This is a genomic window from Mycobacterium sp. TH-M25 (assembly GCF_057473665.1).
The window spans coordinates 1-7311 of the sequence record NZ_JBYCLA010000386.1; the positions used below are offsets into that span (position 1 = coordinate 1).

Here is a 7311-nt window from a genome sequence, read left to right on the forward strand (position 1 = left end):
GGGCCACCATCCGCAAGGTCACGGTGTCGACCTCGATGGTCTCGACCCCCATCAAAGTGGGCGCGTCCAACAACAAATCGCCCAGTTTCGGGTCATCTCGGGCGCGCTCGCACTCCTGACGCAGCACCTCGCTGACCCGGTTGAGGTCGGCGGTCGTCGCGACGGGAATGTCCACCACTGCGCGGGCCCAGTCCTTGGACTGATTTATCGCTTTGACGATCTGGCCGTTCGGAACGGTCAGCACCTCGCCGTTGGGTGAACGGAGCCGGGTCACCCGCAGCGTGACGTTCTCGACCGTGCCACTGGCGTCTGTTGCCGACACAACAGTCAGTGTGACCAGATCGCCGAAGCCGTACTGCCTCTCGACGATGATGAAGAATCCCGCGAGGATGTCCCTGACCACCTGCTGAGCGCCGAAGCCCAGCGCGGCCCCGACCACCGTCGCCGGCGCGACAAGGCCTGCGACGGAGAAGTTGAACACTTCGGCGATCCGCACGATGCACCAGATCGCGATCATGACGATCGACACCCACTGCGCGACCGAGGCGACGGCCTGCCGGTGCTTGGACGATTCCGACCGGACCAACGCGTCGCTTTCGACGAAACGTTCGTCGAGCTGGCGGGCGATCTGTGCGGTGACCCAGGTGACAAACCGGACCGCCAAGACCGCGGCTATCACCACCATCATGATTCGCAGACCGCGGGTGATGAACCACTGGCCAAGTTCGTCGTGCCAGAGCTCATGCCAGCGCTGGGGCGTGCTCGCCGCCAGCAGCGTGGTGTTAGTCGTCATCTTTTCTGTTACGCCACCGGATTCCTGCTTCCAGGAATCCGTCGATGTCGCCGTCGAGAACCGCGGCCGGGTTACCCACCTCGTACTCGGTGCGCAGGTCCTTGACCATCTGATACGGGTGCAGCACATAGGATCGCATCTGGTTACCCCAGCTGCTGCCGCCGTCACCTTTCAACGCGTCGAGCTCAGCGCGTTCTTCTAAACGCTTGCGTTCCAACAACTTTGCCTGAAGCACTCGCATCGCTGCCACCTTGTTTTGCAGCTGCGACTTCTCGTTCTGGCAAGTCACGACGATTCCTGTCGGGATGTGGGTGAGCCGAACCGCGGAGTCGGTGGTGTTCACCGACTGACCACCCGGGCCGCTGGAGCGATACACGTCGACGCGCAAATCGCCCTCGGGGATGTCGATGTGATCGGTCGTCTCCACCACCGGCAAGACTTCGACTTCGGCGAACGACGTCTGCCGACGGTTCTGATTGTCGAACGGGCTGATCCGCACCAGTCGGTGGGTGCCCTGCTCGACCGACAGCGTGCCGTAGCCGTAGGGCGCGTGCACCGCGAAAGTCGCGCTCTTGATCCCGGCTTCTTCGGCGTAGGACGTGTCGAACACCTCCACCGGGTAGTTGTGCTGCTCAGCCCAGCGGAGGTACATCCGCATCAGCATCTCGGCCCAGTCAGCGGCGTCCACACCACCGGCACCGGAGCGAATATTGACCAGCGCTTCGCGCTCGTCGTACTCGCCGGAGAGCAACGTGCGCACTTCCAAGGCCTCGATGTCGGCGTGCAGTGCCTTCAGCTCGGCGTCGGCCTCGGCTCGAGTCTCGGCGCCTGTGGCGCCGGCCTCGGCGGCCAGTTCGTAGAGCACCGGCAGGTCGTCGAGCCGCTGGCGCAGGCCTTCGACGCGCCGCAGCTCGCCCTGCGTATGGGAAAGCTCGCTGGTGACACGCTGCGCGCGGGCCTGGTCGTCCCACAGGTTGGGATCGGCGGCTTCGTGCTCGAGCTTGTCGATCCGGCTGCGCAGACCGTCGACGTCGATCACCCGCTCCACCGTGGTCAGCGTGGAGTCAAGAGCTGCGATCTCAGCCTGAAGGTCGGGGTCCACGCCTGCTCACGTTACCGGCCGGGCAGCGCCGGCGGCGACGACGTGCTCGGGCTGACCCAGCGAGAAGGCGGAGCAATCCACCGTCGTCCGCTACGGACGACCAGCGCGGGCGTTTAGCATCGTGGCTTATGCGCCCCTATCACGTTGCGATCGTCGGGTCGGGTCCCTCGGGATTCTTCGCGGCGGCCTCGCTGCTCAAAGCCGCCGACTCCGACGACAGATTCGACGTCGCCGTCGACATGCTCGAGATGCTCCCGACACCGTGGGGTCTGGTTCGCTCCGGGGTCGCGCCCGATCATCCAAAGATCAAGTCGATCAGCAGGCAATTCGAGAAGACTGCCGAAGACCACCGGTTCCGGTTCTTCGGCAACCTCGTGATCGGCGAACACATCCGCGCAGCGGAGCTGGCCGAGAAATACGACGCGGTGGTCTATGCGATCGGCGCCCAGGCCGACCGGCCGTTGAACATCCCCGGCGAAGATCTGCCGGGCAGCGTCGCCGCCGTCGATTTCGTCGGCTGGTACAACGCTCATCCGCACTTCGAGGCGGCCACGCCGGACCTCTCGGGCAGCCGTGCCGTGGTCATCGGCAACGGCAACGTCGCCCTCGACGTCGCGCGCATCCTGGTGACCGAACCGGACGAGCTGGCCAAGACCGACATCGCCGACCACGCGCTGGAGTCGCTGCGTCCCCGCGGCGTGCAGGAGGTGATCGTCGCCGGCCGGCGCGGCCCGCTGCAGGCCGCCTTCACCACGCTGGAGCTGCGCGAACTGGCAGACCTGGCGAACGTCGACGTGATCGTCGACCCGGCGGACTTCGAGAACATCACCGAGGAAGACGCGGCGGCCGTCGGCAAAGTGTGCCGGCAGAACATCAAAGTGCTCAAGGGTTACGTCGGTAAAGAGCCGCGCCCCAACCATCGCCGGATCGTGTTCCGCTTCCAGACCTCACCGATAGAAATCGTCGGCCGGGAACGCGTCGAGAAAATCATCGTGGGACACAACGAACTGGTCACCGACCAAGGCGGACGCGTGACCGCCAAGGACACCGGCGAGCGTGAGGAGGTGCCGGTGCAATTGGTGGTCCGCTCGGTGGGTTACCGCGGCGTTCCCACCGAAGGCCTGCCGTTTGACGAGAAAACCGGCACCATTCCCAACAGCGACGGCCGAATCGACGGCAGTCGCAATGAATATGTCGTCGGCTGGATCAAGCGCGGGCCGTCCGGGGTGATCGGAACCAACAAGAAAGACTCCCAGGACACTGTCGACGCGCTGATCGCCGACCTCACCGCGGCACCCGGCCTGGCCGACTTTGGCTCCGACCATGCCGACGAGATCGCCGAGTGGCTGGTAGAACGACAGCCCAAACTCGTCACGGATGCGCACTGGAAGTTGATCGACGAGCACGAACGCTCAGCCGGTGAGCCCCACGGGCGGCCGCGGGTGAAGCTGGCGAACCTGACCAAGCTGCTGCATATCGGTCACGGCTGAGCATCACTCGGCCGACGGCTCGGTGGGCTCGGGCGGCTCCGGGGGCGCAAACCACCACTTTTCTGGATTGCGCTGCGAATACACCACCGGCTTCAACTCCCCCACCGCCGGCCACCGGTCGACGTCGACTGCCATTCGCTGATACACGGTGTAGTCGCTGACTGTCGGACCTTCGATCACGCCGGTGATCGTGACGTACTGCTCGCCGACGGCGTCCGGCCGCGGGCTGACACCGGTGATCAGCAGAGTTGCGTTCAACGCGTCGTTACCGGGCCGTTGACGAAACCACCGCGGCGCCAACAGGCCCGCGCCGACTGCGAGGAGCAACAACACCGCGAGGATTTCCCACACGATGCCATGGTAGGTCCGCCGACGTCAGGCCGACGCGGTCCGGTAGTCGGGGTGCCAATACACCTGCTTGATGCGTTCGGCCAGTTCGGCGTCGCTCCGCTTCGGGGCGACGCCCTCGGCCACCGCCTGCACCGCGACGGCCTGAGCAATCCGGACGGCCACCTCGGGCGCATCCGACCATGCCGGCAGCAACGGCTGGTTCGGATCGTCGAGGGCGGGCGATGCTTCACCGAGGGTGGCCGCCGCGACCCGCATCATCTCGTCGGTGACCCGGGTCGCCTGCGCGGCAGTCACCGCCAGCCCCACGGCCGGGAAGATGTAGACGTTATTGCACTGCGCCACAATACGTTCGACGCCGTCACGCTGAATTGGAGCGAAGGGAGAACCGGTGGCGATCAAGGCCCGTCCGTCGGTCCAGTGATCCAGCTCCGCAGGATGCGCCTCGGCACGGCTGGTCGGGTTGGAGAGCGGAAAGATGATCGGCCGCTCAGTTTTAGCCGCCATCTCGCGGACAATCGCCTCGGTGAACGCACCCGTCGCAGTGGATAATCCGAGCAGAACACCGACTTCGACATGGTGCACGACATCGGCGAGTTGAGCCGGACTCGACAGACCCCAGCCGGCTGTCCGGTCGGCAGGTTGGGCGAAGTCTCGCTGCGCGTCCGAAAGGTCGGCGCGGTCATCAGTGAGCAGACCGACCACGTCAAGCACCCAAATCCGTTCTGCGGCATCCTGTTCCGATAACCCCTCGGCCACCATTTCGCGGCGAATCATGTCCAGCACCCCGATGCCCGCCGAGCCCGCGCCCAGCATCACGACATGTTGCTCCGACAACGGCCGGCCGGCAACTTTCGCGGCGCCGTGCAATGCCCCGACCGTGACCGCTGCGGTGCCCTGGATGTCGTCGTTGAAGGTGAGCAACGAGTCGCGGTAGCGTCCCAGGATCGGCAGCGCGTGGGCGGTGGCGAAGTCTTCCCACTGCAGCAGGACGTTGGGCAGCGCCTTGTGCACCGCGGTGACGAAGCGGTCGATAAACGCGTGGTACTCGTCGTCGTCGATACGGCGGTGGCGCCAGCCGAGGTAGCGCGGGTCTTGGAGGAGCTCGACGTTATCGGTTCCCACGTCGAGCACAATCGGCAGCGTGCGGGCCGGATCGATGCCGCCGATCAGCGTGTACAGCGACAGCTTGCCGATCGGTATGCCCATGCCGCCGATGCCTTGGTCGCCCAGACCGAGAATGCGCTGACCGTCGGTGACCACGATGACGTCGACTTCGCGTTGCGGCCGATTGTCCAGCACCTGGTCCAGCAGGTCGCGGTCGGGATAGGACACGAACAAACCCCTTGGCCGCCGGTATATTTCGCTGAAGCGCTGGCAGGCCTCTCCGACGGTGGGCGTGTAGACAATGGGCAGCGCTTCGGTGACGTGGTCGACCAACACCCGGTAAAACAGTGTCTCGTTGCGATCCTGAAGGGCGCGCAGGTAGATGTGTTTGTCGAGATCGTCGCGGCGCGTCGAGAACTCGTGCCAACAATGTTCGGCCTGCTCGTCTGGCGTCTTGACCGCCGTCGGCAGCAAGCCCAGCAGGCCAAGCTCACGTCGCTCGGCCTGCGAGAACGCTGTGCCCTTGGTTGTCAATGCGTCGAAAAGGGCAGCTTGTCCTCGTTTTTGGTTCGACACCGGCAAAGTCCCTTCTGCTGCGACGGGCGACTGTCGCCGCAACTGTCATTCTGCGTCCCCGGGATGAACGGATTCGAAACGAGCCCGCGTAGGCGAGAATGCGGTGTCGACGACGACACCGACGAACAGCGAAAGGCGGTCAGATGATCGACGACGACCTCGCGGTGGCCGTGGCCCTCGCCGACCAGGCCGACGGGGTGACGCTGGCCCGCTTCGGAGCGGTCGACCTGAAAGTCGACACCAAACCCGACCTCACGCCGGTGAGCGACGCGGATCACGCGGTCGAGACGGGTCTGCGAGCGACGCTGGCCCGGCTCCGCCCGAAAGACAGCGTCCTCGGCGAAGAATTCGGCGGCACCACCACGTTGGCCCGGCGACAGTGGATCATCGACCCGATCGACGGCACCAAGAACTTCGTACGCGGCGTGCCGGTGTGGGCCAGCCTGATCGCACTGCTCGACGACGGGGTGCCGCTGGTCGGGGTGATCAGCGCGCCTGCACTCCAGCGTCGCTGGTGGGCTGCGGCCGGCCAAGGCGCGTTCGTCGCCGTCGGCGATAAACCTGCTCGACGCATCTCGGTTTCCTCAGTGGCACAACTGGATTCGGCCAGCCTGTCGTTCTCAAGCCTGTCCGGGTGGGCCAACCTCGGCGCTCGGGACCGCTTCCTCGACCTCACCGACGAGGTCTGGCGGGTTCGCGCGTTCGGCGATTTCCTGTCCTATTGCTTCGTGGCCGAGGGCGCGGTCGACATCGCAGCCGAACCGGAGGTGTCGGTGTGGGACCTCGCGCCGCTGGACATTCTGGTCCGCGAGGCGGGGGGCACGTTCACCAGCCTCGACGGCACCGCCGGGCCGCACGGCGGCAACGCGGTGGCCTCCAATGGCCTCTTGCACGACCAGGTACTGCGGAAGCTCTCCCCCGGCGAGCCGGAACTGTGAGCTAGGTAACAGCTACCTTCTATCTTACTTTGGAGTAAGATAGGTTTACCGCATTGCCCCAACGAACGAGGCTGCATTCATGACAAACACTGTCACCTCCACAAACGGCTCACGAGACGGATCCAAGCAGCGCCCGAAGCGCAGCGGTGGCAAATCCGCTATCGGTGAGCAAACCCACAAGCGCACTGGCATCGACGTGGCGATCGGCTTGCTCACGCCACTCGTCGGCCAGGAGTTTCTGGACAAGTACGGCCTGCGCGACCCGCTGAACCGGACCCTGCGCTACGGCACCAAGCAGGTCTTCTCCGCAGCCGGGGCGGCCAATCGGCAGTTCAAAAAGGTCGAAAGCCTGCGTGGCGGTGCCACGCGACTCAAGACCAGCGGCAAGGACTACTACGACCTCACACCGGACGACGACCAGAAAATGATCGTCGAAACGGTCGAGGAATTCGCCGCAGAGGTGCTGCGGCCGGCAGCTCACGACGCCGACGCCGCCACCACCTATCCCCCGGACCTGGTGAAGAAAGCCACCGAGCTGGGTATCGCCGCGATCAACATCCCCGAGGATTTCGACGGCATCGCCGCCGAGCGCTCCAGCGTCACCAACGTGCTGGTCGCCGAGGCGCTGGCCTACGGCGACATGGGCCTGGCGCTGCCCATCCTGGCGCCGGCCGGTGTCGCCGCCGCACTCACACATTGGGGCAGCGCCGGTCAACAAGCGACCTACCTCGAGGAATTCGCCGGCGACAATGTTCCGCAGGCCTGCGTGGCGATCGCCGAGCCGCAGCCGCTCTTCGACCCGACCGCGCTGAAGACCACCGCGGTCCGCACGCCGGGCGGCTACCGGCTCAACGGCATCAAATCGCTGGTCCCGGCGGCTGCCGACGCCGAATTGTTCATCGTCGCAGCCCAACTCAACGGCAAGCCGGCACTGTTCGTCGTCGAGTCGTCGAGTGA

Annotated in this window: 7 protein-coding genes; 3 read left to right on the top strand and 4 right to left on the bottom strand. The window is 65.3% G+C overall.

All coding sequences use genetic code 11. From position 1 onward, the window contains the following. Both AC2VOU_RS12995 and prfB read right to left on the bottom strand, forming a co-directional pair. Window positions 1-793, bottom strand: a 793-nt coding sequence (locus tag AC2VOU_RS12995) for a mechanosensitive ion channel family protein (protein ID WP_486957748.1), incomplete at its 3' end; no start/stop codon positions are given. Then, entirely contained in the window at window positions 783-1895 is a 1113-nt protein-coding gene (gene prfB, locus AC2VOU_RS13000) for a peptide chain release factor 2 (RefSeq protein WP_486957749.1), read from the bottom strand. The genes AC2VOU_RS12995 and prfB, both read right to left, overlap by 11 nt. A 128-nt stretch (window positions 1896-2023) precedes the next feature. Here prfB and AC2VOU_RS13005 point away from each other — a divergent pair, with 128 nt between their 5' ends. Then, the gene (locus AC2VOU_RS13005) at window positions 2024-3385 is read left to right on the top strand and encodes an FAD-dependent oxidoreductase (protein WP_486957750.1); all 1362 of its coding nucleotides are present in this window, start codon (window positions 2024-2026) and stop codon (window positions 3383-3385) included. Window positions 3386-3388: 3 nt separating this feature from the next. Here AC2VOU_RS13005 and AC2VOU_RS13010 read toward each other — a convergent pair whose 3' ends face one another. Together AC2VOU_RS13010 and AC2VOU_RS13015 are read right to left on the bottom strand one after the other, a co-directional pair. Continuing rightward, window positions 3389-3736: a hypothetical protein gene (locus AC2VOU_RS13010; protein WP_486957751.1), complete on the bottom strand. Its 348-nt coding sequence runs from the start codon at window positions 3734-3736 to the stop codon at window positions 3389-3391. A 24-nt stretch (window positions 3737-3760) separates the two neighbouring features. Continuing rightward, entirely contained in the window at window positions 3761-5416 is a 1656-nt protein-coding gene (locus AC2VOU_RS13015) for an NAD-dependent malic enzyme (RefSeq protein ID WP_486957752.1), read from the bottom strand. Window positions 5417-5559: 143 nt separating this feature from the next. Here AC2VOU_RS13015 and hisN point away from each other — a divergent pair, with 143 nt between their 5' ends. Both hisN and AC2VOU_RS13025 read left to right on the top strand, forming a co-directional pair. Continuing rightward, window positions 5560-6354 carry a histidinol-phosphatase gene (hisN, locus tag AC2VOU_RS13020; protein ID WP_486957753.1) on the top strand — a complete coding sequence of 265 codons (795 nt, stop codon included), beginning with the start codon at window positions 5560-5562 and terminating at the stop codon, window positions 6352-6354. 79 nt (window positions 6355-6433) lie between these two features. Further along, a partial coding sequence (locus AC2VOU_RS13025; protein ID WP_486957754.1) for an acyl-CoA dehydrogenase family protein occupies window positions 6434-7311 on the top strand: 878 nt, incomplete at its 3' end.